Source organism: Micromonospora sp. HM5-17, from assembly GCF_003762835.1.
In the GTDB taxonomy this organism is placed as follows: Bacteria; Actinomycetota; Actinomycetes; order Mycobacteriales; family Micromonosporaceae; genus Plantactinospora.
The window spans coordinates 19,433-45,024 of sequence record NZ_RJWA01000014.1; the positions used below are offsets into that span (position 1 = coordinate 19,433).

General features: G+C 73.0%; 22 protein-coding genes and 1 pseudogene. 15 read left to right on the forward strand and 8 right to left on the reverse strand.

Annotation, left to right across the window (positions count from 1 at the left end):
• Positions 1–118: 118 nt before the first annotated feature.
• The 4 genes from ettA (at position 119) to EF879_RS25410 (ending at position 3,703) form a co-directional block, all read left to right on the forward strand.
• Positions 119–1,795 (forward strand): energy-dependent translational throttle protein EttA, encoded by a 1,677-nt coding sequence (ettA, locus tag EF879_RS25395; RefSeq protein ID WP_123562933.1) that lies wholly within the window; start codon positions 119–121, stop codon positions 1,793–1,795.
• Positions 1,788–2,288: a thioesterase family protein gene (locus EF879_RS25400; RefSeq protein ID WP_123562935.1), complete on the forward strand. Its 501-nt coding sequence runs from the start codon at positions 1,788–1,790 to the stop codon at positions 2,286–2,288. The genes ettA and EF879_RS25400 overlap by 8 nt, the downstream gene beginning before the upstream one ends.
• Positions 2,281–2,988 carry a hypothetical protein gene (locus tag EF879_RS25405; RefSeq protein WP_123562936.1) on the forward strand — a complete coding sequence of 236 codons (708 nt, stop codon included), beginning with the start codon at positions 2,281–2,283 and terminating at the stop codon, positions 2,986–2,988. Before EF879_RS25400 ends, EF879_RS25405 begins: the two co-directional genes overlap by 8 nt.
• 130 nt (positions 2,989–3,118) lie before the next feature.
• Positions 3,119–3,703, forward strand: coding sequence for a YbjN domain-containing protein (locus EF879_RS25410; RefSeq protein ID WP_123562938.1), 585 nt, complete (start codon positions 3,119–3,121; stop codon positions 3,701–3,703).
• 115 nt (positions 3,704–3,818) lie between these two features.
• Here EF879_RS25410 and EF879_RS25415 read toward each other — a convergent pair.
• From EF879_RS25415 to EF879_RS25425, 3 genes and pseudogenes are all read right to left on the reverse strand, one after another.
• A pseudogene (locus EF879_RS25415) lies at positions 3,819–4,235 on the reverse strand (globin); the annotation flags it as partial.
• Positions 4,236–4,416: 181 nt separating this feature from the next.
• Positions 4,417–5,781, reverse strand: coding sequence for an MFS transporter (locus EF879_RS25420; RefSeq protein WP_123562940.1), 1,365 nt, complete (start codon positions 5,779–5,781; stop codon positions 4,417–4,419).
• 427 nt (positions 5,782–6,208) lie between these two features.
• A complete protein-coding gene (locus EF879_RS25425; RefSeq protein WP_123563023.1) occupies positions 6,209–7,246 on the reverse strand; it encodes a mechanosensitive ion channel family protein in 1,038 nt (345 codons plus the stop codon).
• Positions 7,247–7,653: 407 nt separating this feature from the next.
• On the opposite strand from EF879_RS25425, the gene EF879_RS25430 reads away from it, so the two are divergent.
• A complete protein-coding gene (locus EF879_RS25430) occupies positions 7,654–8,187 on the forward strand; it encodes an HNH endonuclease (protein ID WP_123562942.1) in 534 nt (177 codons plus the stop codon).
• Between the two features lie 101 nt (positions 8,188–8,288).
• Here EF879_RS25430 and EF879_RS25435 read toward each other — a convergent pair whose 3' ends face one another.
• From EF879_RS25435 to EF879_RS25445, 3 genes are all read right to left on the reverse strand, one after another.
• Complete coding sequence (locus tag EF879_RS25435; protein WP_123562944.1) at positions 8,289–9,131, reverse strand: class F sortase; 843 nt, start codon at positions 9,129–9,131, stop codon at positions 8,289–8,291.
• Positions 9,132–9,292: 161 nt separating this feature from the next.
• Positions 9,293–9,814: a hypothetical protein gene (locus EF879_RS25440; protein ID WP_233604749.1), complete on the reverse strand. Its 522-nt coding sequence runs from the start codon at positions 9,812–9,814 to the stop codon at positions 9,293–9,295.
• Between the two features lie 151 nt (positions 9,815–9,965).
• The gene (locus EF879_RS25445; protein ID WP_123562946.1) at positions 9,966–10,445 is read right to left on the reverse strand and encodes an Lrp/AsnC family transcriptional regulator; all 480 of its coding nucleotides are present in this window, start codon (positions 10,443–10,445) and stop codon (positions 9,966–9,968) included.
• A gap of 199 nt (positions 10,446–10,644) precedes the next feature.
• Between EF879_RS25445 and EF879_RS25450 the strand changes: the two genes are divergently transcribed.
• The 5 genes from EF879_RS25450 to EF879_RS25470 all read left to right on the forward strand — a co-directional run bounded on the left by EF879_RS25450 (position 10,645) and on the right by EF879_RS25470 (position 17,498).
• On the forward strand, positions 10,645–11,544 hold the full coding sequence (locus EF879_RS25450) for a tryptophan 2,3-dioxygenase (RefSeq protein ID WP_123562948.1): 900 nt from the start codon (positions 10,645–10,647) through the stop codon (positions 11,542–11,544).
• A 49-nt stretch (positions 11,545–11,593) separates the two neighbouring features.
• A complete protein-coding gene (gene kynU, locus EF879_RS25455) occupies positions 11,594–12,880 on the forward strand; it encodes a kynureninase (RefSeq protein WP_123562949.1) in 1,287 nt (428 codons plus the stop codon).
• Positions 12,881–13,099: 219 nt separating this feature from the next.
• On the forward strand, positions 13,100–16,489 hold the full coding sequence (locus EF879_RS25460; RefSeq protein WP_123562951.1) for a S8 family serine peptidase: 3,390 nt from the start codon (positions 13,100–13,102) through the stop codon (positions 16,487–16,489).
• A gap of 300 nt (positions 16,490–16,789) precedes the next feature.
• Positions 16,790–17,071: a hypothetical protein gene (locus tag EF879_RS25465; RefSeq protein WP_123562953.1), complete on the forward strand. Its 282-nt coding sequence runs from the start codon at positions 16,790–16,792 to the stop codon at positions 17,069–17,071.
• Positions 17,058–17,498 carry a DUF5130 family protein gene (locus EF879_RS25470; protein WP_370375561.1) on the forward strand — a complete coding sequence of 147 codons (441 nt, stop codon included), beginning with the start codon at positions 17,058–17,060 and terminating at the stop codon, positions 17,496–17,498. Before EF879_RS25465 ends, EF879_RS25470 begins: the two co-directional genes overlap by 14 nt.
• Positions 17,499–17,617: 119 nt before the next feature.
• Here EF879_RS25470 and pepN read toward each other — a convergent pair whose 3' ends face one another.
• Positions 17,618–20,173: an aminopeptidase N gene (pepN, locus tag EF879_RS25475; protein WP_123562955.1), complete on the reverse strand. Its 2,556-nt coding sequence runs from the start codon at positions 20,171–20,173 to the stop codon at positions 17,618–17,620.
• Positions 20,174–20,411: 238 nt separating this feature from the next.
• On the opposite strand from pepN, the gene EF879_RS25480 reads away from it, so the two are divergent.
• The 3 genes from EF879_RS25480 (at position 20,412) to EF879_RS25490 (ending at position 23,058) form a co-directional block, all read left to right on the forward strand.
• On the forward strand, positions 20,412–21,038 hold the full coding sequence (locus tag EF879_RS25480; RefSeq protein WP_123562957.1) for a disulfide bond formation protein DsbA: 627 nt from the start codon (positions 20,412–20,414) through the stop codon (positions 21,036–21,038).
• A 129-nt stretch (positions 21,039–21,167) separates the two neighbouring features.
• A complete protein-coding gene (locus EF879_RS25485) occupies positions 21,168–22,409 on the forward strand; it encodes a DUF1015 family protein (RefSeq protein ID WP_123562959.1) in 1,242 nt (413 codons plus the stop codon).
• A gap of 172 nt (positions 22,410–22,581) precedes the next feature.
• Positions 22,582–23,058, forward strand: a complete 477-nt coding sequence (locus EF879_RS25490; protein ID WP_123563029.1) for a ribose-5-phosphate isomerase — start codon at positions 22,582–22,584, stop codon at positions 23,056–23,058.
• An 88-nt stretch (positions 23,059–23,146) separates the two neighbouring features.
• Here EF879_RS25490 and EF879_RS25495 read toward each other — a convergent pair whose 3' ends face one another.
• Positions 23,147–23,449 (reverse strand): hypothetical protein, encoded by a 303-nt coding sequence (locus EF879_RS25495; protein WP_123562961.1) that lies wholly within the window; start codon positions 23,447–23,449, stop codon positions 23,147–23,149.
• A gap of 236 nt (positions 23,450–23,685) precedes the next feature.
• Between EF879_RS25495 and EF879_RS25500 the strand changes: the two genes are divergently transcribed.
• On the forward strand, positions 23,686–24,198 hold the full coding sequence (locus EF879_RS25500) for a hypothetical protein (protein WP_123562963.1): 513 nt from the start codon (positions 23,686–23,688) through the stop codon (positions 24,196–24,198).
• A gap of 137 nt (positions 24,199–24,335) precedes the next feature.
• Complete coding sequence (locus EF879_RS25505; protein WP_123563031.1) at positions 24,336–25,463, forward strand: glycosyltransferase family 2 protein; 1,128 nt, start codon at positions 24,336–24,338, stop codon at positions 25,461–25,463.
• Positions 25,464–25,592 lie beyond the last annotated feature (129 nt).

A 25,592-nucleotide genomic window follows, 5' to 3' on the forward strand; every position in this document is an offset into this window, starting at 1 on the left:
CGTCGCCGGCCCCCGTGGCCGGTGGAAACCGGCCCCGCAGCCGGCGGGAAGCCCGGCGTCTCGGTCGGGTCGAAACAGGTCAGCAGGGGACACATCATCCTGGGAGGTAGGCCGCACCGTGGCCCAGTTCATCTACGTCCTGGAGAAGGCGCGCAAGGCGCACGGCGACAAGGTCGTGCTGGACAATGTGACGCTGAACTTCCTGCCGGGCGCCAAGATCGGTGTGGTGGGCCCCAACGGCGCCGGTAAGTCCAGCCTCCTCAAGATCATGGCAGGGCTCGACCGGCCGAGCAACGGTGAGGCTCGGCTGATGCCCGGGTTCACCGTCGGGCTGCTCGCCCAGGAGCCCCCGCTGAACGAGTCCAAGACCGTCCTCGGCAACATCGAGGAGGCGGTCGCCGACACCAAGGCGAAGCTGGAGCGCTTCAACAAGATCGCCGAGCAGATGGCGACCGACTACTCCGACGAGCTGATGGAGGAGATGGGGCGGCTCCAGGAGGAGCTGGACCACGCCGACGCCTGGGACATCGACTCCAAGCTCGAACTGGCGATGGACGCGCTGCGCTGCCCGCCGCCGGACGCCGACGTCACCAAGCTCTCCGGAGGTGAGCGGCGCCGGGTCGCGCTCTGCAAGCTGCTGCTGGAGGCGCCCGACCTGCTGCTGCTGGACGAGCCGACCAACCACCTGGACGCCGAGAGCGTGCAGTGGCTGGAGCAGCACCTGGCCAAGTACGCCGGTACGGTCATCGCGATCACCCACGACCGGTACTTCCTCGACAACGTGGCGAACTGGATCCTGGAGCTGGACCGCGGCCGGGCCTACCCGTACGAGGGGAACTACTCCACCTACCTGGAGAAGAAGGCCGCCCGGCTCGCCGTCGAGGGCCGCCGGGACGCCAAGCTGAAGAAGCGGCTCGCCGAGGAACTGGAGTGGGTCCGCTCCAACGCCAAGGCCCGGCAGACGAAGTCCAAGGCCCGGCTGGAGCGGTACGAGGAGATGGCGGCCGAGGCGGAGAAGACCCGCAAGCTCGACTTCGAGGAGATCCAGATCCCGCCGGGCCCGCGGCTGGGCAACACCGTCATCGAGGTGAACGGGCTGCGCAAGGCGTTCGGCGATCGGGTGCTGATCGACAACCTCAGCTTCTCGCTGCCCCGCAACGGCATCGTCGGGATCATCGGGCCGAACGGCGTCGGCAAGACCACGCTGTTCAAGACCATCGTCGGGCTGGAGCAGCCGACCGCCGGCACCGTCAAGATCGGCGAGACGGTGTCGCTGTCGTACGTCGACCAGAACCGGGAAGGGCTGGACGGCGACAAGACCGTCTGGGAGGTCGTCTCCGACGGGCTCGACCACATCATGGTGGGCAAGGTCGAGATGCCGTCCCGGGCGTACGTCGCCGCCTTCGGCTTCAAGGGCCCGGACCAGCAGAAGCCGACCAGGGTCCTCTCCGGTGGCGAGCGGAACCGGCTCAACCTGGCGCTCACGCTCAAGATCGGCGGCAACGTCATCCTGCTGGACGAGCCGACCAACGACCTGGACGTGGAGACCCTCTCCTCGCTGGAGAACGCGCTGCTGGAGTTCCCCGGCTGTGCCGTGGTCATCTCGCACGACCGGATGTTCCTGGACCGGGTCGCCACCCACATCCTGGCCTGGGAGGGCGACGAGGAGAACCCGGCGAAGTGGTTCTGGTTCGAGGGCAACTTCGAGTCGTACGAGAAGAACAAGATCGAGCGGCTCGGCGCGGAGGCGGCGCGGCCTCACCGGGTCACCTACCGCAAGCTGACCCGTGACTAGCCAGGTCGAGGCCACCCGACAGGGTGCCCGGTACGTCTACGAGTGCCCGCTGCGCTGGTCCGACCTGGACGCGTACGGGCACGTCAACAACGCCCGCTTCCTCACCCTCTACGAGGAGGCCCGGGTGGCGATGGTCTTCGCCGACGCGACGGCGGCCGGGGTCGGGACGTTCGCCGAGGGTGTGGTGATCGCCCGGCACGAGATTGACTATCTGAAGCCGGTCGGCTATCGGCTGCGGCGGCCCGGTGTGGACGGTGCGCCGACGGTGCGGATCGAGATGTGGGTCGAGGACCTGCGCCAGTCCCGGTTCACCATCGGGTACGAGCTGTACGACGGCGAGGTGCTGGCGAGCCGGGCCCGCTCCGTCCTGGTGCCGTTCGACCTGCGGGAGCAGCGGCCGCGCCGGCTGACCGACGCGGAGCAGCGGTTCCTGCGGTCGTACCTGGTCGAGCCGGGCGAGGCGGTGAGCGGGACGGGACGGGCCCGTGCCTGACCGGCACGGGCTCGTCGGCCTCGCGGACGCCGGCGCCTTCCTGGCCCGGCTGACCCGGCTCGATCCGGCTGCGCTGGTCCGGTTGCGCTCGGCCGGACCGGCCGGCTCCGCGGAGCGGACCCAGCTCTGGGCCTGGCTGCCCTGGGCGGTCCTGGTGGGCCGCGTGGTGGACGGCCCCGGCCCCGGGGACGTCACGGTCTCCGCCGCCGAGCTGCTCGCCGAGCTCGAGCAGGGCGGGGCGGTGCTGCCGCGCCGCCGGGACGCGGACTGGCGTCGGCCGGTGCCGCCGTCGCCGGGCGTGGTGGTGGAGCGGATCGCCGGGGCCGACCTGCGGCGGATCGCCGAGGCGGCGGCCGGGACGCTGCGGACGGCGGCGGAGGGCGTCGCGGGCCGGGCGGTGGGTCAGCGGGCGTTGCGGGACGCCTTGCTCGACCACGTCGCGGTGGTGGTGACGACTCCGCCGTCCGCCGACTCGGCGGGATCGGGACTCGACGGTGGACGGATCGAGATACCCCAGCGACTGGTTCAGGGAATCGTCCGGATGGGCTTTCTCGGTCCGGCCGGAACGTCCGAAATGGACGCCGTACAGGTGCGGATCGTCGCGAGATGGGTGGGATTGGCGGCACCGTTCGGAGTCGCCTGGTTACACCACGCGGGACCGCTCGCGATTCGGTCAACCCGAGGTCATCCGAACGGATGATCCGGCATGGTCCATTTAGGTTGGGCGTGTCGGTGGGGGGATGCTTCGAGCCGGCTATACGGGTACCGTCTGGCCTCGGGTCCAACGCAACGTAGGCATGTGGATCCGCTGGGGAGCGAGGTGCGCAGCGATGTCGTGGTGGTCATGGCGCCCGGGCCACACCAGTGGCGGTGATTCGGAGACTCGAAGCAGGATCCCATCGGATGGAGCGGTCCGGGTCGGGCCACCCGCGCCCCGGGAGCCGGAGCACGACTCCCGGCCGCGAGACCGGGCCGCGTTGCGGGAGGCGTCCGCCGTCATCGCTCCGGTCACGCTGCGCCGGGTGGCGGAGGCGCTCGACCGGCTCGACATCCGCTACCTGGCCGACGGCGACGGCAGCCTGCTGGCGATGTGGGAGCGGCACGCGGTGTTGTTCGCCCTGGAGGGGCCGGACGACGAGATTCTCGTCATGCGGACTCGTCCACACGCGACGGTGCCGCCGGACTGGGCCGACCGCGCCTACCGCGCGGTCAACGAGTGGAACCACACCCGCCGGTTCTGCAAGGCGTACGTCGGGGATCCCACGGAACGCGGCCAGCTTCCCATCTACGCGGAGCTGCAGGTGCCGCTGAGCGCCGGCGTCCACGACGCGTTGCTGGTGGAGATGCTGGACTGCGGGGCGGCGGTCGCGACGACGTTCGTCGACTGGCTGCACGACGAGGGCGCCCTGCTGTAGCTCAGCGGGCCGACCCCGAGGCCTCCGTCGAATCTTTCCTGGCCTGCCCGTCCGGGCCCACGGTCCGCAGGGACGCCCGCGGGGTCTGCGCGCCGTGCGGTTCAGGGTGCACGGGGTCCATCGTGTTGACCATGAAGTAGGCGGCCCGCTCCAGGTACTGCCAGAGCGTCTCCTCGTGCTCGGGCGCGAGGTGCAGGCTCTCCACCGCCCGGCGCATGTGGTGGAGCCAGGCGTCGCGCTCGACGGGCCCGATCCGGAACGGGGCGTGCCGCATCCGCAGCCGCGGGTGCCCCCGCAGGGCCGAGTACGTGGTGGGGCCGCCCCAGTACTGGATCAGGAAGAGCCGGAGTCGCTCGGCCGCCGGACCCAGGTCGGCCTCCGGGTACATCGGCCGGAGGATCGGGTCGGTGGCGACGCCCGCGTAGAACTCGTCGACCAGCCGGCGGAACGTCGGCTCGCCGCCGACCTGCTCGTAGAAGCTGGGTTCCGGATCGGTCTGCGCGTGGGTGCCTGCGGGGTTCACGGCTCCCATCCTGCCACCCGGCGCGGCGATCAGCCGGAGCCGTAGCGGGATCCCGGGTGCGGGCTCGCTCACACCGGGCCGGGCGGTCGGCACGGTGCCACCCCGGGACCGGCCCTCGGGGTCCGGCGCCGACAGACCGCCCGGCGGCCGAGACCGGCGGACGGCGCGTCGAGGCGCCTCCGCCGGTCGGTCAGACGGCGCCGACCCCGGCCTCCGAGGAGGGCGGTCGGGACCGGTCGTCCACCGGCGGGCTCACGGGGTGGGCGGGCCGGGCCCCCGGTACGACCACCTGGCCCTCCCGGGCCTGCGCGATCGCGGCCTCGAACCGCTCCGGCTGCGGCCACCGGGTGGCGAGCACCAGCATGAGCAGCACCCCGGCGGCGCACCACAGCCCGACGACGCCGGGAATCGGGAACCGGTCGGCGAGCATGCCGGTCGTCAGCACGGCGATGCCCTGCATGACCTGTACGCCGGTGTTCATCACCCCGAACGCCCGGGCCCGGTAGCCGTTCGGCAGGGCCTGCACGAAGAGCCCGTTGGTCACCGGCATCAGCCCGGCGACCGCGAAGCCGGAGACGGCCGTCAGCAGTGCGACGACCACCGCCGGCGGATTGAGCAGGGCCGGCACCAGGGCCAGCGGCGCGAGGACCGCGAACGGCCGGATCAGCGCCTGCCGGCGGCTCGGCCGAACGCCGCGGCCGATCGCCAGACCGCCCAGGATGAAGCCGATCGGCGAGGAGGCCATGATCAGGCCCTGGATCGGTTCGGGGTTGGCCCCCTCGTCGGCCAGTTCGCTGGCCCAGGCGGCGGCGAGCCCCTCCGGCACGATGGAGAAGAGCATCGCCGCGAAGACCAGGATCGCGATCGCCCGGAGCACCGGGGTGCCGAACACCAGCCGGAAGCCGTCGCCGGTCTCGCGGAGCAGGTGCCGGCGCTCCCCGAGCGCCACCGCCGGCCGGTGGCGAACCCGGAACCAGATGACCAGCGCGGAGAGCCCGAACGCGGCGGCGTTGAGGAGCAGGGCGAGCTGCGGGCTGTGGTACAGCGCGATCGACGCCCCGGCGACGTAGCCGCCGACCTGGGCCGCCTGGTTGGTGCTGCCGTGCAGCGACAGCGCGACGACGAGTCGGTCCCCCTGCAGGATGAGCGGCAGCATCGCGGACCGGGCGGCCTGGCTCGGCGCGGTGGCCAGGGTGGAGAGGAAGAGCAGCGCGATGATCGCCCAGACGGGCAGGTCGACGAGAGCGATGACCAGGAAGAGCGGCATCCGGATGAGATCGCAGATCACCATGACCGTCCGGTACGGGTACCGGTCGGCGAGCGCGGTGAGCAGCGGCCCGCCGACCAACCACGGCAGGTAGCTCGTCGCGAAGGCGGTGGCGGAGAGGGCGACCGACTCGCTCTCCTGATAGACCAGCATGGTGACCGCGGCCTTGGCGATGTAATCGCCCGCCCAGGTCAGCACGAGGGCCAGATAGACCGCTCGGTATTCGCCTATGGCGAACAGCTCACGGAAGGTCGCCGGCCGTTCAGGGGCGTGTGTCTCGTCGGACACCGATGGGCCTCCATCGTTCTCGACCGCTGACCAATGTGAATGGCGCTGCCGGGAACGTCAGACGTTCGGATCAGCGAGCTCTCGGTTACGCTCCGGTGGGGAGCACGTCCTGGATTCTGCCCGATCGTACGACAACTGGCTAGGGCGAACGGGTGGATCGTCACATCCCCGACTGGTCGAACGGACCATACTCGACTGGCCGCACGCTCCGCGACCCCGTGCGTCCGGAGGGCGATCGGTGCTGACCGGTCAGGTCCTCGTGGGTCAGGCGGCGCCGTCGCGTCGGGGTGGGCAGCCCGCTACACGGGCCGACCGTGGATGACGGCGCCGGCCACGGTGACGGGTGCCGACGGGACGGGTGGCGTGTCGGGGCGACGGTCAGGTCCCGCGTCCGGGGATCGGTCGGGTACCCGCGTCGGAGCGGCGGTCAGGTCGCGCCGCCCTGGCCCGTACCGCCCTCGTAGGGCGGCGTGGCGGGCCGCGGGAACATCCGGGTCGCCGCGATGCCGGCGGTGATGCCGGAGTTCTCCAGGGCCTCGGTCAGGCGGCGGCGCAGCTCTCGGGAGACGGCGAGTTGTCCCTCGGCCGTGGTCTTGGCGACCGTCCGGATGACGGCGCCGTCGACGGTGATCTGTTCGACGCCGACGACCTCGGGGGGCTCCACGAGTGCGGGCGCCAGGTCCGGGTCGGTCGCGACCGACGTCGCCGCGGTCTGGAGCACCGCGATGGCCTCCTCGGTCCGGGCGAAGCCGATCGGCATGTCGACGATGACCATCGCCCACCCCTGGCTCTTGTTGCCGACGCGGATGATCTCGCCGTTGCGGATGTACCAGACCACCCCACGCGCGTCCCGGACCGTGGTGATCCGCAGCCCGACCGCCTCGACCACCCCGGTGGCCTCGCCGAGGTCGACGACGTCACCGACGCCGTACTGGTCCTCCAGCAGCATGAACAGACCGGAGATCAGGTCCTTGACCAGCGTCTGGGCGCCAAAGCCGAGGGCGATGCCGGCGATACCGGCGCTGGCCAGCAGCGGGGCCAGGTTGAAGCTGAACTCGCTGAGGATCTGCAGCACCGCGATGGTGAAGATCGCGGCGCTGGTCATGCTCCGCAGCACCGAACCGATCGCCTCGGCTCGCTGCCGGCGGCGTTCCGGATAGATGGACTCCGGGTCCGCGGCGCCGGTCGGAACCCGCTCCCGCAGCGGCTTGAGGACGGTCGGGATCTTGCTCTCGGAGGTGCTCCGGACCAGCCGGTTGATGGTGCGGTGCAGCAGGTACCGGGCCAGGAAGGCGAGCAGCAGGATCAGCACGATGGTGGCCGGCTTGACCACCAGGTAGGTGCTGCCCTCGGCGAACCACTCCGACTTCGTCCACCGCCAGATCTGCCCGCAGACGAGTTCGTCCACGCAGCTCGGCTTCGGGTCGGGCGTCTCGGCGGGCATCCCGAGGACGCGGGCGGCCATCGTCGTGAGGTTCACGGATGCCTTAGTACCGCACGGCCGATCCGTGGTCTCGGCCGACCCACCCGTCCGTGGCGCCGATCCCGGTCCGGCTGCCGGCCACCCACCGCGCCACCCCGGGCGGTGGGACCGCGGTACGGGGGAACCGCGGGTCCCGGTCGGCGTACGTGATCGGACGGAACCGGTCATCTTGCCACGCGACGTGAAAGCTTTCTGCGGGGACCCCCGATTAGTGCGTGCATTCGCGGCACCTATCGGGGACTATTGGCGCACGGATGCCGGTGATCCCTCGGCGTCGGACCGGTCCGGCGGTCTGCCGGTCGTCGCTGGCCGTGAACAGGCGGCGGGAGCCGGGGCGGCACGGTGGACGACCGGGAGCGGAGGACAGGACAACCGAGAGGGTGAGCGCGATGCCTGACATACGACCCACGGCGGGCTCCGGAGCGTTGGTGCTCAATGCGACCTATGAGCCGCTGTGTGTCGTTTCAGTGCGTCGAGCCGCGATCCTGATCCTGTCGGCGAAGGCCGTCTGCGTGGCGGACGGGGACGGGGTGCTGCACAGCGCCCGGAGCTCCCTGCCCGTGCCGTCGGTGGTCCGGCTGACCCACTTCGTCCGGGTGCCGTACCGGACCCACGTCGGGCTCTCCCGCCGGGCCGTCTTCGCCCGGGACAACTGGCGCTGCGTCTACTGCCGTGGCCCGGCCGAGACCATCGACCACGTCTTCCCGCGCAGCCGGGGTGGCCGGCACGCCTGGGAGAACGTGGTCGCGGCCTGCGCCCGGTGCAACCACACCAAGGGGGACAAGACCCCGGCCGAGCTGGGGTGGCGGCTGCCGACCGTGCCCGCCGCGCCCAAGGGGATCGCCTGGCGGGTGCTCGGGCACCGCGCACCCGACCCGCGCTGGGCCGACTGGCTGGACCTGCGCGAGCCCGAGGCGGCCTGATCCGCTGGTACGGCGCGGGGCGGCTGACCCCACGGCGGAACCGTGGCCGGCTGCTCCCAGGGCTGGTCTGCGGGCGGCTGCCCCGCGTACCGGGTACGACGTCACGAGCGGCGAGCCCCGACGAGGGAGGCGAAGACGACCACGTTGTCGGCGTACCCGACGCTGCCGCCCACCCAGCGCCCGCCGCAGGTGATCAGTCGCAGCGCGGGACGGCTGAAGTCGCCGTAGACCCGGTCCACCGGCAGCTGCGACTTGTTGAACCGTTTGACCGAGTTGACCTCGAAGATCGCCACCGTACCGTCCTCCCGGACGATTTCGATCTTGTTGCCCGGCCGTAGTCCGCTCAGCCCGTGGAAGACGGCCGGGCCGGTGGTGGTGTCGACGTGGCCGACGATCACCGACGGTCCGTACTGGCCCGGGGTCGGGCTGCGGTCGTACCAGCCCGCCTCGTCGCGCCGGTCGGACGCCGGGACCGCGATGGTGCCGTCCGGCGCGATCCCCACCGGATGCACCGGGGCGTCGAGTCCGAGCGCCCGGATGCCGATCTCGACCGGCGGGCTCGACGCCAGGACCGGGAACTTCCGGGGCGGCGGCTGCGTACCGAAGAGCATCCCGCTCGGGAGCAGGGTGATCCCGGTGACGTACTGCACCCCGAACGCGGTGACCAGGAGCCCGAGCAGCAGCATGAGGACGGGCACCGGCCCGGGCCGGCGCAGGTGCCGTCCGGTCCGTACGCCCCACCGGCGTGGCCGGGCCGGGGCCACGTCCAGGGTCCCGGGCGGGGTCCCGTCCTGGGGATCCGGGCTGGTGATGCTCGCCGCGGTGGCCTGGCGGGCGGTCCGGGCCACCACCCGCGCCGCCCGGCGTCGCCACCGGCCGGTGCGGCTCCGCCAGTCGGCGGCCCGGCCCCGCCACGTGCCATCGGCCGTGGAAGAGCGGGTCATCTTGGCTCCGAGTCGATGCGAGTCGGTCGGCCGCGCCGGAGCGCTCCGTGGCCCGAGGCCGGGCGCCCCGGTCGGGCGGGCGGTTCGGACCGGGCTTCCGGTGCGCGCGGGCTGGCCGGTCCGGGCCGGTTCCCGGGTGCGGGCCGTGCGGCCGGTCGGGCTCAGCCACCCAGTTCGTTCCGGCGACGCTGCCGCCCGAACAGCCCGAAGCCGACCCCGAGCGCGACGACGCCGAGGCCGCCGGCGAGGATCAGCGGGCCGGCGATCCCGCTGGCGGTGCCGCCGCCACCGGTGGCCGGGCCCTGGCTGCCCTGGCCCATGTTCACCACGGTGAGCGTGGTGGTGGCCCGCTCGTTGTTCGGGCAGTTCAGGTTCACCGCGTACGGGCCGGGTGCCTTGTTACCCGGGATGGTCACCGCTCCGGTCAGGAATCCGTTGTCGGGACGGACGATCACCCGGCCGAACGCGTCGGAGAGCACCGTCGCCTGCTGGTTGTTGGCGTTGTCGCAGCTCGCCCGGATGGTGACCCGGGTGCCCACCTGGGCGGTGCTCGGGGTCACCTCCACGAAGGTGTTCGGCCCGGCCCACGCCGGCGCGGCGTTCCCGCCCACCGGTCCCGGGACCAGAGCGGTGGCGACGGCGCCCGCGGCGATCGTGCGACCGACGATCTTGGCAGCGTGCATGACTCCCCCCTACGGCCCTCCCGGCCGGCCGAGCCGGCCGTGCCCGCGAGGTCGTCCCCGGCGGGTCCGGCGTCGGCCGTGGTGTCCTGAGCCGTGTTCCCACCCGGGCGCCGGACACACGCGGGGCGCCGGGTCAGGACGGGGCGCCGGGTCAGGACGGTGCGGAGCCCGGAGACGGGGGAACGTCCGGTTCGGGGCGGACCGGCTCCACCGGGTGCCAGGCGAGCGGGCTGGAGAGCACCATCGTGCTCGAGGGCTGCCCGTACGGGGCGAGCCGGTCGATGAACCGCTCAAACGCCTCGATCGAGGCGGCCGCGACCTTCAGCAGGCTGCACGCGTCCCCGGTGATCCGGTGGATCTCCAGGACCTCCGGCCACTCCGGCACCTCCGGGTCCCGGAGGATGCAGCGCGACCCGTAGCAGGACATCCGGATCATCGCCACCACGGTGCGGCCGGCCCGGGCCAGGTCCACGTGGGCGTGGTATCCGGTGATCACCCCGGCCTCCTCCAGCCGGCGTACCCGTTCGGCGACCGCCGGCGGTGAGAGGTGGACCCGGCGCGACAGCTCGCTGTAGGAGAGCCGCGCGTCGGCCTGCAACTCCCGGAGCAGGGACCAGTCCATGTCGTCCACGGGGCACCTCCTCGGTCCGCCGGCGGTCCGGGCCCGCCGTCCACCTTTAAAGACGTTAAGCGATCGGCCCGAACCACCGTCGGAGCCGTAACGCCGAGGCCGCCATCGCCGTTGGTTCGACATTCCGTCCGACGCGGCGGCGGAGAGATCATGACCTGGTCGGGTCACCCGGTCCGGGTCAGGGAAGGGAAGCAAGGCGATGGAGACCATTCAACGGCGACGCGCCGGGCGGCCCCGGATACGGCCCACGAGTCCGGAACAGCGGCTCGCACGCGCGGCGGCGAACCGTGGCGAGCCGACCCTGGAGTTCACCGAGCAAACCCCGTACGACGCGTACGTCCGGGCCAGTACCCTGCACAGCCTCCAGCGACCGCTGAGCCGCGACCCCGGCGAGATGTCGTTCCTGGTGGTCAGCCAGATCATGGAGCTGTACTTCGGCCTGACCTGCTTCGAACTGTGCCAGGCCCGGCTGCGGCTGCGCGCCGACGACGTCTGGGGAGCCCTCGCGCCGCTGCGCCGCGCCGGACTGCACCTCGAGGGGCTCACCGCCGCCTGGTCCGGGCTGCGCTGGATGACCCCGGCCGACTTCAACCAGTTCCGCAACCTGCTCGGCGAGGGCTCCGGGTTCCAGTCCGCGATGTACCGCCAGCTCGAGTTCCTGCTCGGCCTCAAGTCCGCGCCGCTGGTCCGGCCGTTCCGCCGGCAGCCGGAGGTGTACGCCGAGCTCGTCGAGACGCTGCGCGAGCCGAGCCTCTGGGACGAGGTGATCGCGCTGCTGGCCCGCCGCGGCCACCCCATTCCGGCCGAGGTGCGGGAGCGCGACTTCTCGGTCGAGGCGGAGCCGAGCCCCGAGGTGACCGCCGCATGGGTGGAGATCTACGCCGACGCCGGGCCGGACAACCACCTCCGGCTGCTGGGTGAGGCGCTGGTCGTCATCGCCGACCGGTTCGACGAGTGGCGCTACCAACACCTGAGGGCGGTCCGCCGGACGATGGGCGAGAAGGTCGGCACGGGAGGATCGGCGGGTGCGGCCTGGCTGCGTCGCAGCATGGCCCGGGAGGTCTTCCCGGAGTTGTGGGCGGCGCGGACCGAGATGTGACGGGTCGGGCGGCCGGGCCGGGGATCGAGGGAACGGAGGCGAGGAGAGCATGACCATTCCGGGCGAGGAGGCCGCGCGCCGGCTCGACGAGGCGGACCCCGGCCACCGGCACCTGTTCCACGTGCCGCCGGCCGAGGGCGGCCGGTACGCCGAGGCGGCGTACCTGGTCGGGAACTCGCTCGGGTTGCCGCCCCGGGCCGTCCGCGCCGACCTGCTGGCGGAGCTGGACGCCTGGGCCACCAAGGGGGTCACCGGGCACTTCACCGGCCCTCGCCCCTGGGTGCCGTACGTCCGCCTGCTGACCGCGCCGAGCGCCCGGCTGGTCGGGGCGCTGCCGGAGGAGACCGTGGTGATGAACTCGCTCACGGTCAACCTGCACCTGCTGATGGTCTCGTTCTACCGGCCGACGGCCGGTCGGGACCGGATCGTGGTCGAGGACGCCGCGTTCCCGTCGGACAGCTACGCCGTCCGCAGCCAGGCCCGCCACCACGGGCTCGACCCGGACGAGGTCGTGGTGCGGCTGCGGCCCCGTCCCGGCGAGGAGACGCTGCGTACCGAGGACGTGGTCGGGTACCTCGAACGGGAGGGCCACCGGGTGGCGCTGGTCCTGCTCGGCGGAATCAACTACCTCACCGGGGAACTGCTGGACATCCCGGCGATCACCGAGGCGGGGCACCGGGCCGGCGCGCTGGTCGGCTGGGACCTCGCCCACGCCGTCGGCAACGTGCCGCTCGCGTTGCACGACTGGGGCGTCGACTTCGCCGCCTGGTGCACGTACAAGTACCTCAACTCCGGACCCGGGGCGCTGGCCGGGGCGTTCGTCCACGAACGGCACCTCGCCGACCCGGCGATCAACCGCTTCGAGGGCTGGTGGGGCACGGACGAGGCGACCCGGTTCGAGATGGCGCCGGTCTCCCGCCCTCCGGCCACCGCGGAGGCCTGGCAGATCTCCAACCCGCCCGTGCTGGCGATGGCGCCGATCCGGACCTCGTTGGCGATCTTCGACGAGGTGGGGATGCCCGCGCTGCGGGCCCGGAGCCTCCGGCTGACGGGGTATCTCGAGCGGCTGCTCGACGAGATCATCCCGACCCGGCCGCTCACCGTGCTCACCCCACGCGACCCGGAGCGCCGGGGCTGCCAGCTCTCGGTCCGGGTGGGCGCGGGCGGCGCGGCGGCGCTGACCAAGCGCCTCGCCCACGAGTACGGCGTGCTGGTCGACGACCGCGAGCCGGACGTGATCCGGCTGGCCCCGGTGCCGTTGTACTCGACGTACCACGACTGCTGGCGGGCGGTCGACGCGCTGGCGGACCTGGTGGCGGAGACCGGCCGGGGCTGACGGTCGACGGGCGGGAAGACCCGGCGCGGCGTTCGCCCGCGGGTGGGCGGGACACCGGTTCCGGCAACGAGGGCGTGCCCCGGGACACCGGGTGCCGGGCACCCTCGGTGACGGTGACGCGACACGCCGACTGATCGACGGTCGTCGCATGCAACGGTCGGTCGGTACAGAGTGTCTTCTATATGGCCGGGAAACGTCAGAACCGGTACAGGAGGACACATGGCAACACGATCGGCAAGGTGGGGCGGCGGTCTGGTGACCGCCGCCCTTCTCGTATCGCTCGGCGGTCTGGCCGGGGCGGGACCGGCGGGCGCGGCGCCCGGGACGGTCGCCGGTACCGCCGCGGCGGCCGACCCGACCCGCTCGCCCGCCGGGGCGACCCGGTCGGTGACGCTGGTCACCGGGGACCGGATCACGGTCGGCGCCAACGGCCAGGCCCTCGTCCGGCCGGGCCCCGGCCGGGCCGGCGTCCCGATGCAGGTGCTGCGGCGCGACGGGCACCTGCACGTGGTGCCGGCCGATGCCGCCCCCCTGCTGCGATCCGGCCGGGTCGACGCCCGGCTCTTCGACGTGACCACCCTGCTCGAGTTCGGCTACGACGACCGCCGAGGCGACCTTCCGTTGATCCTCACCGCCGGGGCCGGCGGCGCGGCCCGGGGCAGCGCGCTCGCCCGGGCGCGGGGCGCCGAGGTGGTCCGGGAGCTGCCGGCCGTCGGCGGGACGGCGATCCGCGCCGCCAAGCCGCGCCTGGCCGACCTGTGGCGAAGCATCGCCGACGGGGCGGGGAGCGCGGGCCTGCGCGGCGGCCTCACCGGCGTCTGGCTCGACGGTCTGCGGAAGCCGACCCTGGAGCACAGCGTGCCGCAGATCGGCGCCCCCGCCGCGTGGCAGGACGGGTACGACGGCACCGGCGTCACGGTCGCGGTGCTGGACACCGGGATCGACGCCGACCACCCGGACCTCGCCGGCCAGGTGGTCGGCCGGGCGAACTTCACGGAGGGGAACGAGGACGACCGGGACCTGGTTGGACACGGCACCCACGTCGCCGCCACCATCGCCGGCACCGGGGCCGCCTCCGGCGGCCGGAACCGGGGGGTGGCGCCCGGCGCGAGACTGCTGGACGGCAAGGTCTGCTTCGTGCGCGGCTGCGCCGAGTCGTGGATTCTGGCCGGCATGCAGTGGGCCGCCGAGCAGGGCGCCGCGGTGGTCAACATGAGTCTGGGCGGACCGGACACGCCCGCGGTGGACCCGATCGAGGCCGCCGTGGAGAGCCTCACCGACCGGTACGGCACCCTCTTCGTGATCAGCGCCGGCAACAGCGGCGAGGACGGCACGATCTCGTCTCCGGCCAGCGCCGACGCCGCCCTCGCGGTGGGCGCCGTCGACCGCGACGACACCCTCGCCGACTTCTCCAGCCGCGGTCCGCGCGTCGGCGACGCCGGGCTCAAGCCGGACCTCACCGCCCCCGGGGTGGGTATCGTCGCCGCCCGCAGCTCGGACGCCTTCCCCGACGAGTCCGACCCGTACGTCGCCGCCTCCGGCACCTCCATGGCGGCACCGCACGTCACCGGCGCGGCGGCGATCCTCGCCCAGCGACAGCCGGGGTGGCGGGGACCGGCGCTGAAGGCCGCCCTGATGGCGTCCGCGGTGCCGAACCCCGAGCTGAGCGTGTTCGCCCAGGGCGCCGGCCGGGTCGACGTGGCCCGGGCGGTCGCCCAGACCGTCGCCGCCGACCCGCCGAGCGTCAGCCTCGGCCGGCAGTACTGGCCGCACCACGACGACGCCCCGGTGAGCCGGACCATCACGTACGCCAACAGCGGCGCCACCGCGGTGACGCTCGACCTCTCGTTCGCGGTGACCGGACCGGCGGGGACGCCGGCCCCGGCCGGAATGTTCACGGTGAGCCCGGCGACGGTGACGGTGCCGGCCGGCGGCACCGCCGAGGTGACCGTCACCGCCGACACCCGGGTCTCCGCGCCGGACGGCTACTACACCGGCCGGCTGGTCGGCAGCGTCGACGGCGCGGCGGTGGTGGGGACGCCGCTGGCGATCGACCGCGAGGTGGAGAGCTACGACGTCACCGTCCGACACCTGGACCGCACCGGTGCCCCGACGGTCGAGCACCGGACCGTGCTCTTCACCGACGACAACCTCGGCGCGTACGACGTCTTCTCTGACGACGGCACCGCGACGCTGCGGCTGCCCAAGGGCCGTTACGCGCTGCTGAGCTTCGTCGCCGAGGCGCCGCCGGAGGACCCGGATCCGATCCGGCCGGCGTACCAGACCAGCCTGCTGGCGCAGCCCGCCATCGAGGTCACCGCGCCGACAACCCTGACCGTGGACGCCCGCGAGGCCGGGGAGGTCTCGGTCACCGTGCCCCGGCCGGACGCCGAGATGGTCTTCGCCGAGGTCAGTGTCACCGTGGAGCGGCCGGAGGCCAGCGCCGGCTTCAGCCTGCTCGGTGGGCCCGGCAACAGGCTCTATGTCGGACGGCTCGGCGACCGGCCCACCGACGGGTTCCTCAGCCGGGTCGCGGGAATCTGGGCGAAACTGGACGCGGAGGGCTCGCCGAGCGACAGCCCGTTTCGTTACCACCTGACCTGGGCGCAGCCCGGCACCATCCTCACCGGCTTCACCCGCGCCGTCCGCGAGGCCGAGCTGGCCACCGTCCGGTCGCGGTACGCCCGGCACGTCACCGACGCCGACTCCGGCGCCTGGACCAGCGAGTTCGGAATCCTGCCCGGGATCTCCGAGGAGGGCTGGTCGCTGCTGATCCCGTTCACCACGCCGCTGGCCCGGACGGAGTACTTCAACACCGACGACGGCCTCCGGTGGGACCGCTACTTCGAGGAGTGGGTCCGGGACGGGGAGGGCTGGGAACAGACCGTCGCGTTCCAGCAGGCAACGGGTGTGACGTACCGGCGCGGGACGGTGACCCGGGAGCAGTGGAACCAGGGTGTCTTCGGCCCGACCCTGGCCGAGCCCATCTCGCCGGAGGACTGGGTCAGCCGGGTCGGCAACCAGCTCTACGTGGCGCCGCCGATGTTCGGCGACGGCGCCGGCCGCCCCGGCGGCTCGCTCGCCGAGTCGGTGTCGCTGGCCCTGTACCGCAACGGCACGAAGATCGGCGAGATCGACCAGCTCGGTGAGATCTTCGACGTGCCGGCCGAGACCGCGGACTACCGGATCGAGGCGACGGCGACCCGGGGCGCCCCCTTCACGGTCTCCACCCGGGTGGAGGCGGTCTGGTCCTTCCGATCCGGGTACGTCGGGGACGACCCGGTACGACTGCCGCTGGCCACGGTCCGGTTCAGCCCGCCGCTGGACCAGGAGAACGCCGCCCCGGCCGGACGGCTGTTCGCGATCCCGGTCGCCGTGCTCGGCCAGCCCGGATCCGCGGCCCCGCGCATCCGGTCGCTGGCGGTCGAGGTCTCGTACGACGACGGCCGGACCTGGCGCCGGGCCACGGTCGTCGCGGTTGGCGGGACCGGTGTGGTGCTGCTGCGCCACCCGAAGGGGGCCGACTTCGTCTCGCTTCGGGCCACCGCCACCGACCGGGCGGGCACCAGCGTCCGGCAGACGGTGATCCGGGCCTACGCGCTCCGGTGAGGGGGTAGCCGTACCGCGGTCCGGTGGGGTCGGTGGTGTGCGCCGGCCCCACCGGACCCGCCGGACCTGTCAGCCCTCGCCGGCCCCGCCGAGGTCGCGGAGCCGGCCGAGGTCGCCGGAGCCGGGCGCCACCTCGGGTGGGGCGGGGCGGGATGCGGCACCCCGAGATCAGGCGGGTGTCGCTTTCCGCTACCGTGAACGAAGACTGGATCGGGCGGCCGACGGGCTGTCACGCCGCCTGGCCGGGCACGATGATCCCGTTGTCGCCTGGGGGCGTTGAGGTTGTCTGTTTCCGAGACGTTGCTGATCTTCGTCGCCATCCCACTCGCCGCCGTGCTGGTGATCACCGTGCTGGCGCGGATCGGTCGAGGCAGCGGCGCCGGTTCCAAGCGGTACCGCCCGGGACGGCCGTTCACGTTCACCCCGGTCTGGTTCCTCTCCTCGCCCAAGCATCTGACCGACGCCGCCCGCACCGCCCTGCCGGAGGGCGCGGAGGCCAGGGCGCTGACCAGTGGCGAGATCGAAACCATCAGCGCGCCGAAGCGCGCGGGCGTGACAGGGGGCGCAAGTGACCGCTGGTAAGAGCGTGGCGACGACCGACGTGCCCGAATCGCGTACCGAGCACCCCGCCGCTCGGCCGGACGTGCTGGACGGCCCGTTCACCACCCGCCAGCTCCTGCGTATCGACGACGCGCTGCGGATCGCCGACCAGTCGACCGGGCTGATCTTCTCGGTCTACGTCGGTCCGCTGGACGAGCCGGTCCGCGAGCACGCGCAGCGGCTGCACGCCACGATCGCCGACCCGGCCCGCGCGGTCCTGATCGCGCTGTCGCCGAACCAGCGGGTGCTGGAGGTGGTGACCGGCTCGGAGGCACGTAAGCGGATCCCGGACCGGGACGCCAAGCTGGCCGCCCTCTCGATGGTGGCGGCGTTCGGCGGCGGTGACCTGGCCGGAGGCATCGTCACCGGGCTCGACCAGCTCGCCACCCGGGCCGGCCGCGCCGCCTGATCGTCGTCCGGCCCTCGCCGAGACCGGCGCCTGGGCCGACCGGCCGTGCCCGTCGGGCCGGCCAACCGTACCCGCCGGGCGGGCCGGAGAACCGGCCCGCCCGATCGACGTACCCGAGATCAGGCGCTGGCCGCGGCAGCGTCCCGGGCCCGGGCCCTCAGCGCCCGGAGCACCCCGTCCTTGCCCTCGGCGACCAGCCGACGCAGCGGAGCCGGGTGTCCCGGCTCGGCCAGCCACGCGTCGGTGGCCCGAACCGTCTCCTCGCTGATCTGGTACGCCGGGTAGGCCAGGAGCACGAACTCCTGCGCCGGCTCGCTGTCCCGGTTGGCCCAGACCCGGGCGACGTCGGCGAAGAAGCGCTCGGCGTACGGCGCGGTCAGCTCGACCTGGGCCGGGTGCTGGAAGCCCTGCAGCAGCGCGCGGTTGCGCCAGTTCGGCAGCGGCTCGTCCCCGGTCAGGGCGCGCCACACCTCGGCCTTGTTCTCGGGGGTCGGCACCAGCGCGTAGGCCTGCGCCGCCTCCCGCTCGCCGCTGGCGGTCCGGTCGGCGGCCAGTTCCGCGTCGATCTCCTCCCGGCCGGCCGCACCCCCCGCCACCAGCGCCCGGAGCACGGTCCAGCGCAGCTCCGTGTCGACGGTCAGCCCCGCCGGCAGCTCGACGCCGTCGAGCCAGCCGCGCAGCACGGCGAGTTCGTCGTCGCTCCGGGCCGCCGTGGCGTACGTGCGGGCCCAGGCGAGTTGCAGGCCGCTGCCCGGCGCGGCGGTGGTCACCGCGGCCCGGGCGGTCCGGGCGAGGGCCGCCCAGCCGGTCGGCGCCCAGTCCGGGTCGGCGTACGAGGTGAGGGTGGCGGCCACCTGCCGCAGGGTCGCGGTGACCAGGTTGATGTCGGTCTCGGCGGGCAGCCCGGCCAGCGCCAGCGCCACGTAGTCGCGGGCCGCCAGCTCGGCGTCGCGCACCATGTCCCAGGCCGCCGCCCAGCAGAGGCCCCGGGCCAGCGAGGATTCGAAGCCGGCGATGTGCTCCACCACGGTCGCCATCGACCGGTCGTCGAGCCGGAGCTTGGCGTACGTCAGGTCGTCGTCGTTGAGCAGCAGGACGTCCGGGGCGGCGACCCCGACGAGCTGGGGCAGCTCGGTCCGCTCCCCGGTGACGTCGACCTCGATCCGGTCCCGCCGGACGAGCCGGCCGTCGACCAGGTCGTAGAGGCCCACCCCGATCCGGTGCGTCCGGAGCGTGGGGTGCGCACTCGGCGCCTCCTGCCGGACCGCCACCGCGCGGTACGTGCCGTCCGGCCCGATCTCCACCTCCGGACGCAACGTGTTGACCTGGGCGGTCTCCAGCCACTCGGCGGCGAACTTGCGCAGCTCCCGACCGGAGGCCGCCTCCAGCTCGGTCAGCAGGTCGTCGAAGGTGGCGTTGCCCCAGGCGTACTTGCCGAAGTAGCTGCGCAGACCGTCGAGGAACGCCGTCTCGCCGACGTACGCGACGAGCTGCTTGAGCACGCTGGCGCCCTTGGCGTACGTGATGCCGTCGAAGTTGACCTCGACCGCCTCCAGGTCCGGCATCTCGCAGTAGACCGGGTGGGTGGAGGAGAGCTGGTCCTGGCGGTAGCCCCAGTTCTTGCGGACCGAGAGGAAGGTGGTCCAGGCGTCGGTGAAGCGGGTCGCGTTGGTGTTGCACCAGTGGCTGGCCCACTCGGCGAACGACTCGTTCAGCCAGAGGTCGTTCCACCAGCGCATCGTCACCAGGTCGCCGAACCACATGTGGGCCAGCTCGTGCAGGATCGTGTTGGCCCGCTGCTCGTACTCGAAGTCGGTGACCTGGGACCGGAAGATGTAGTGCGCCTCGGCGTGGGTGACACAGCCGAGGTTCTCCATCGCACCGGCGTTGAAGTCGGGGACCCAGACCTGGTCGTACTTTGGCAGGGGGTAGCGGACCCCGAACTGCCGGTGGAAGAAGTCGAAGCCCTGCCGGGTGATCAGGTGCAGGTCGTCGGGGTCGAAGTACCGCGCCATGCTGGCCCGGCAGAAGTAGCCCATGTCGATGCCGTCGTGGGTACGCCGCACCTCGTGGTAAGGCCCGGCGCAGAGCGCGGTGATGTAGGTGCTCATCCGGACCGACTCGGCGAAGTGGACCGTCTTGGTGCCCTCGCCGGCCGGCTCCTCGGCCCGGACCGGCATGTTGGAGATCACCCGCCAGTGCGCCGGCACGGTCGCGTGCCAGGTGAAGACGCTCTTCAGGTCGGGCTGGTCGAAGCAGGCGAAGACCCGTTGGGCGTCGGCGGTCTCGAACTGGCTGTAGAGGTACGTCTCACCGTCGACCGGGTCGACGCTGCGGTGCAGCCCCTGGCCGCTGGAGGAGTAGAGGAAGTCGGCGTCGACGACCAGGACGTTCTCGGCCGCCAGATCGCGCAGCGTGAGGCCGGCCTCGGCTGACCAGCCGCCGACGTCGACCGGCTCACCGTTGAGGGTGGCGGACCGAATCGCGTCGGCGGCCACCTCGATGAAGGTGCTCGCGCCCGGCTCGGCGCAGCGGAACCGGACCTCGGTGACCGAGCGGAAGGTGCGGTTCTCCGCAGCCTGTCCGGCGGACGAGAGGTCGAGGTGGATGTCGTACCCGGTGACGTCGAGCAGCCGCCCCCGCTCTGCCGCCTCGACCTGGGTCAGGTTTCGCACTCCTGGCACGTGAATCTCCATCCGATCTCACCGCTGCTGTCTCCGCTGACAGCGCGTCTGTCCCCGTTGACAGCATGTCGAGCCCATTGCCACGGCTTCCGCCCGAGTCTGTCATGCCTCGGCGGCGGGCCGGGTGCCCCAGGTCACGGTCTCATCCCAGTGCCGTCGTCGGGGCGCCGGGGTGAAGATTCCTTAACGTGTCGCCATTTCTGGCGACTCGACGACGAAGGGAGTCGGCGTGTCCGAGCGCGCGGCTGTTGACATGTTCTTCGATCCGGTGTGCCCCTGGGCCTGGATCACCTCCCGGTGGCTTCTCGAGGTGGAGCGGGTTCGGCCGGTCGACGTACGGTTCCGGGTGATGAGCCTGTCGGTGCTCAACGAGGGGCGGGACCTGCCGGAGGAGTACCGGAAGCTCCTCGACACCGCGTGGGGCCCGGTGCGGATCTGCATCGCCGTCGAGCAGCAGCACGGCTCGCAGGCGGTCCGCGACCTCTACACCGCGTTGGGGAACCGGATCCACCTCGCCCGGCAGGAGCGGGGCCCCGAGCTGTACCGCGCGGCGCTGGCCGAGGTCGGCCTGGATCCGGCGCTCGCCGAGGTCGCCGACTCGACCGAGTACGACGAGGCGCTGCGCGCCAGCCACGACGCGGGGATGAAGCCGGTCGGGCAGGACGTGGGTACCCCGGTGATCCACGTCCCCGGTCCGGTGCCGGGTCAGACCATGGCGTTCTTCGGTCCGGTGGTGACCCCGGCCCCGAAGGGCGAGGCGGCGGGTCGGCTCTGGGACGGGGTGCTCCTGGTCGCCGGCACCCCCGGCTTCTACGAGCTGAAGCGGACCCGTACCGAGGAGCCGAGCTTCGACTGAGCCCGCGACCGGGCGGGTCGCCGGCGGTCCGCACCGATGGGCCGCCGGCGACCCCGTACCCGCCCATGGGATGGACACCGGCGGGGTATGCGGGTGGCGGGTGTGGGGCCGGCGGTAGCGTCACGGCACATGACGGTCGTGCATCCGATCAGCCGGGCCTGGATCACCACTGGCGGCACCGGCGCGCAGAACTACGACGAGTTCGCCGACGACGCCGAGATCACCGAGATCATCCGGACGAATCCGCACAGCGCCCTCGCGATCGAGATGCCGCACCGCGCGCCGGAGAGTCTCGGCCGCTCGTTCACCGACTCCCTGCCCGACGCCGTCGCCAGGCTCGCCGACGCGAAGGCCGACGGCAGCTACACCCCCGCCGAGGAGGTGGTGGTCCTCTACCGGATCACCTCGCCCGGCGACGAGCCCGCCTACGGCCTCTTCGCCATGGTCGACACGGACCAGATCTCGACCAGCGCGGACGAGCCCGGGCTGGTGATCCGGAACGAGGAGGTCTTCATCGCCAAGGTCCGGGAGCGGGTCGCGTTGGCCGAGGCGACCGGGCACCTGCTCTCTCCGGTGCTGCTGCTCCAGACGGGCAACCGGGCTCCGCGGGGCGCACCGCCGGACGCGGCCGACGCCCTGCACCGGGCGCTCGCCGAGGCGACCGAGGCGGCCGGGGCGCCCGCCGCCACCGACCTCGACCAGGCCGGCCGTACGCATGCGATCTGGGTCGTCGGGCCGGGCGCCCGGCAGGACGAGCTGCTGGCGCTGGCCGGTGCCGGTGAGCTGGTCGTCGCGGACGGCAACCACCGCAGCCTGGCGGCGCAGCTCGGGAAGCTGCCCCGCTTCCTCGCCGTGATCACCACCCCCGGCTCGGTGGCGATCCAGCCGTACAACCGGCTGGTGAGCGAGCTGACCAGCGCCCCGGAGGAGCTGCTCGGCCGGCTGCGCGGGGCGGGGGCGCGGATCGAGCCGGTGGCCGGTCCGCCGGCCGTACCGGAAGCGGGCGGGACCGTGCTGCTCTACCTGGCCGGACAGGCGTACGCCGTGACGCTGCCCGCCGGGTCCGGCGGCAGGGTGGAGAACCTGGATCACGCGCTGGTCGAGCGGCTGGTGCTGCGGGACGCGCTCGGGCTCGACCCGGGGGACAAGCGGATCACGTACGTCGGTGGGGACTACCCGGCGAGCTGGCTGGTGGGGGAGGTCGACGCCGGTCGGGCGGAGCTCGCCGTGCTGATCGCCCCGGTGACGGTGGACGACTTCGTGGCGGTCAACCTGGCCCGGCAGAAGATGCCCCGGAAGAGCACCTGGTTCACGCCGAAGGCCCGGGCCGGTCTGGTCCTGGCGGAGCTGCACCGCGACGACGCCCGGTAGCGGGCGGCGCTGCCGATGCCGGCCGGGCCGGGGCGCGCTGCTGACGCCGGTCGGGCGGGGCCGGCCGGCACACGCCGCGCGACCGGTCGGCACACCGGGTCGGGTTGTGATCTGTCCGGCTGGCACCGTGCCCGCCGGCGGCGCCGCCGACCGGGCTGACAGACTGCGGGACATGCGCGTCTATCTGGGAGCCGACCACGCCGGCTACGAACTGAAGGTGCACCTCGTCAGCCACCTGGCCAAGCAGGGGTACGAGCTGGTGGACGTCGGGCCGTCCGTCTTCGACCCGGACGACGACTACCCCGTCTTCTGCCTGCACACCGGGGCCCGGGTCGTCGCGGACCCGGGGAGCCTGGGCGTGGTGATCGGAGGTTCCGGCAACGGCGAGCAGATCGCCGCCAACAAGGTCGCCGGGGTACGGGCGGCACTGGCCTGGAACCTGGAGACGGCCCAGCTCGCCCGCCAGCACAATGACGCGAACGTGGTGGCGATCGGCGCCCGGCAGCACACCCTGGACGAGGCGACCGCGATCGTCGAGGCCTTCCTCAGTACGCCGTTCTCCGGGGCCGAGCGGCACGCGCGCCGGATCGCGCAGGTCGCGGAGTACGAGCGCACCGACGTGCTGCCCGCCCTGCCCTCCACCCCCTGACCGGTCGGTCTGGTCGTCCGGCCTCGCGGATACGCCGCCGCGGTGTCCGGCGTGCCGGCGTCGAGGCCGGGGGCTGCGTCCCGCCGGGTCAGCGCCGGTGGCGGGGGAGTTCCTCGCGGGGCACCCAGTTGCGCCGGACCAGGACCAGCCGTTCGGCGGCCTCGGCGAGGTCGGCCTCGGTGGGACGGGCGGCGTCCCGGGCCCGCATGGCCGCGCGGACACTGACCTGGGAGGCGCCCGAACCGACCAGGCCGCGCAGGCCCCGCTCGGTGTCGCGGTCGTCGCCGGCCGGAACGCCGACCGGTCCGGGTTCCGACCCGCGTCGGCCCTCCTCCGCCGTGGCGTTCGGATCGTGCCGGAGCCGTCGTCGCCGACGCTCGGAATCGGTCATGTGGTGACACTACCGTCCTCCGCGGCAGCGGCGTCCCCGGACCGGCTCCGTCCGTTCGCCGGGGTCGGAGGCCGGTTTCGGGTTCGTTCGTCGGGGCGGTTACCGACCGGAGTGGTCTGTCGGGCCCGCGCCTCGGCGACCGCTTTGTCGCCTGGCTACCCTCGGATACGGGCACGGATGGCGCCGGAGTCAGATCAATGGAAGACCCCGGCGGGCGCCATCGATGGGGAGGATCGATGTCAGACCAGACGCCGTGGGCGGAGCGGACCGTCGAGATGCCGCCGGAGCCGCCGGGATTCCGGCGCGGGGTGGCGCAGGTGGGCGTGCCCCGGCCCCGTCCGGAGCCGGAGCCGACCGAGCCGATCGGCCCGGAGTGGCCGGGTGTCGAACCGCGACCGCAGCTGCCCCCTGGGTATCACTGGCGGCAACTGCGCCTGGGGGCGCACTGGAGCATGATCGGCGGCCTCTTCGCCTTCGTCTGTTGGGGGATCTGGGCCATCTCCGGGCGCGGCGACCTGACCAGCCCGGTGGTCACCTTCCTGCTCACCCTCGGCATCGCGGTCGGGCTCTTCGCGCTCTCCCGGCTCGTCGGCCGGGTCGTCCTGGAGCGTCAGCTCGGTCGGATCCGGCGTACGGCACGGGCGTCGCACCTGGTCACCGGGGTCTTCCTGGTGGCGGTCGGGGTGGCGTACCTGCGCCAGACGGAGTGGGTCGTGGACCTGTGGAACTGGGTGGCCAGCCTGGGCTGAGCGCACGTACCGGACAGGTGATGATCAGGGTGACAAGTCACGATTTGGTCACTCGATAGTTACTGAGCGCGTGGCGTCCGATTACCCGGCGCTACGATTCGGTCTCCGTCCTCCCCCGGAGGTTGTCGACGGTGACCATGCTCAGCGTGATCGTCCCGGTCTACCAGGTACGGGACTACCTGGCGGACTGCCTGGACTCGATCCTCGGTCAGCCCTTCTCCGACCTCGAACTGGTCGCGGTGGACGACGCCTCGACCGACGGCTGCGCCGAGATCCTGGCCGGGTACGCCGCCCGTGACCCCCGGATGGTGGTGCTGACCTTCCCGGTCAACCGTGGGCTGGGCGCGGCCCGCAACGCCGGCCTGGCGCGGGCCACCGGCGAGTACGTGTGGTTCGTCGACGCCGACGACTGGCTGCCCGCGGGAACGCTGCCGGCGGTCGCCGACCGGCTCACCGGGACCCGCCCGGACCTGTTGGTCACGGCGTACACCCGGCACTACCCGGACGGCCGCATCCGGCACTGCCCGCTCTCGGGCGTCGCCGGGGGCGCGCCGCCGCCCGAGGTCTTCGCCCTGCGGGACGTTCCCGGCCTGTTGCAGGTGCTGCACATCACCTGCAACAAGGTGATTCGGCGGGGCTTCCTCACCAACCTGGGGCTGGCCTTCGGGTCCGGCTGGTACGAGGACGTGTCGTTCAGCTTCCCGCTGATGCTGGCCGCGCCGCGGATCAGCCTGCTCGACCGGTGCTGCTACGCGTACCGGCAGCGTCCCTCGGGCGCGATCACCTGCACGGTCAGCGACCGCCACTTCGAGGTCTTCGCGCACTGGGACCGGGTGATGGCCGGGCTCGGATCGGCCGCGGAGGTGTCGAGCGAACTCCGTCAGCTGATCTTCGAGCGGATGATCTGGCACCTGCTCCAGGTGCTCGGCCACCCGCGCCGGGTGCCGCCACACCGGCGCCGGGAGTTCTTCGCCGAGATCGTGACCCGGTACCGCCGCCACGTGCCCCCGGGCGGCTACCGGCCCCCGCGCGGCACGCTCGGGTTGAAGCACCGGCTCGTCGGCCGTGGGGCGTACCGGCTGTTCGCGGCGCTGCGCGCGGCCCGGCAGGTGCACGTCGGCGTGGTGGCCCGGGTCCGGCCGCCGCTGCCGGTCCAGCCGCCGGTCGCGCGGTCCCGAACCCGACCGGTGGAGACGGCGGCGTCGAGCCCGAGCCGGTCGGCGGGCGGTCCCGGCCCGGACGCCCGCTCCCGCCCGCGACCGTGACCGTGACCGGAGCCGTCGCCCGCGCCGCCGCGGCGGTCGCGGTGCCCGTCCCGCCCGCCGTCCCGCCGCGGCCGTCACCACCGCGATCCTCGGCAGCACGGGTCGGCCGGCCGACCCCGGCCGTGGCAG